The 1,683-nt window shown below is 62.8% G+C and carries 1 protein-coding gene; it reads left to right on the forward strand.

The window, feature by feature from the left end; all coding sequences use genetic code 11:
* Window positions 1-1,032 precede the first annotated feature (1,032 nt).
* Window positions 1,033-1,683 (forward strand): glycerol-3-phosphate 1-O-acyltransferase PlsY (gene plsY, locus AC1DKD_RS41100; protein ID WP_477144732.1); only part of this gene is annotated, 651 nt, incomplete at its 3' end.

Consider the following 1,683-nt stretch of genomic DNA (forward strand, 5'->3'; position numbering starts at 1 on the left):
GTGTTGGTTGTTGGACCCAACAGCGTACGACATCCCCCTGCGGGGGACGCCGGTCACTCTTCTTTGCCTCGGCAAAGAAGACTAACGAGAAGAAAGCCGACCCTGCCGGGGGCAGAGCAATCAGGCTGTTCGGCGGCGGTGATTCCGTCGTGCGGGCAGTGGCTTCGGCTGACATGTCCTACCGGTTTCCCCGCTGCACCACTGCGCGCCACACGGGTTTCGTGGTGCAGCCCCTGATGGCGGATGCCCTGCCCATTCGGCCATCTGCCGTACGCGGTGCAAACGGCCGCGAATCTTCGAGATTTACTGGTTTCGTGGTTTTGTCTCTGACGGCAAGCGCAGTGATTGTTCAGTCCCTGCCGTTCGCGGAGGTGGGCGCTGCGCAATTTCGCAATGATGGGTTTCGTGGTGGGCGCGGTGGCCCGTGCTCAATTGCCGGCAGCCTCGCTCATGAAGTGGCRGCGAACCGCCCAACACCGTCGCCAGATCCTTCCGTCTTCGCTGACCGGGCCACGGTGCCCACCCAGAAACGAAGACGGTTGTATTCAGTCACGGCCAGCGCCGGTACGGCAGGGTGTCAATTGGCACGCTATTCGCCGTCAGAGACAAAACCACGAAACCAGCAAGGCACGATACGCTGCAGCAATTCGCGCCGCGAACRGCAGATGTGGGAGCAGGCACCGCGCACGAGGTCAGGGGCCCCACCACGAAACCCATGGGTCATGCGATTGCGCTGCCCTTCGAGTCAGTAAGGCACGCCAGCCAACACTCAGGGCCGTACGACGCAACCACCGAGGCCCACAAGCCTGATTGCTCTGCCCCCGGCAGGGTCGGCTTTCTTCTCGTTAGTCTTCTTTGCCGAAGCAAAGAAGAGTGACCGGCGTCCCCCGCAGGGGGATGTCGTACGCTGTTGGGTGCAACAACCAACACCGCCAAAATCAAAAGCCAACCGTTTCGCACACCGCCATAGCCCGCCCCCCACCCCCCTTCCACGCTACAATCCCGCCAGCCTCAAATACCCGGTTCCCCCAAATGGCCAACCTAATCTTCACCCTCGCCGCCTACCTGATCGGCTCCATTTCCTTCGCCGTCGTGGTCAGCAAGGCCATGAACCTGCCTGACCCGCACACCTACGGTTCCGGCAATCCTGGCGCCACCAACGTCCTGCGCAGCGGCAACAAGAAAGCCGCCGTACTGACGCTGATCGGCGACGCCTTGAAAGGCTGGCTGGCGGTCTGGCTGGCGGAGCGTTTCGGCCCGGCCTACGGCCTCGACGACACCGGTATCGCGCTGGTGGCCGTGGCGGTCTTCCTGGGCCACCTGTTCCCGGTCTTCTTCCGCTTCGCCGGCGGCAAGGGCGTGGCTACCGCAGCCGGCATCCTGTTCGCCATCGACCCGCTGCTAGGTGCGGGCACGATGGCCACCTGGCTGATCATGGCATTCTTYTTCCGCTATTCGTCGCTGGCAGCGCTGGTGTCCGCGGTCTTCGCGCCCTTCTTCTATGTGCTGATGCAGGGCGTGGACGTGATCGCCGGCGCGGTCTTTGCGATCAGCGTATTGCTGGTGGTTCGCCATCGCCAGAATATCGGCAAGCTGCTGGCGGGCAAGGAAAGCCGCATCGGCGAAAAGAAGAAGGTGCCCGGCGCCYGAAGGCGGAACGCATCCAAGGCCAAGAAGAAAGTC

It is taken from the genome of Cupriavidus sp. 05T313 (genome assembly GCF_056396665.1).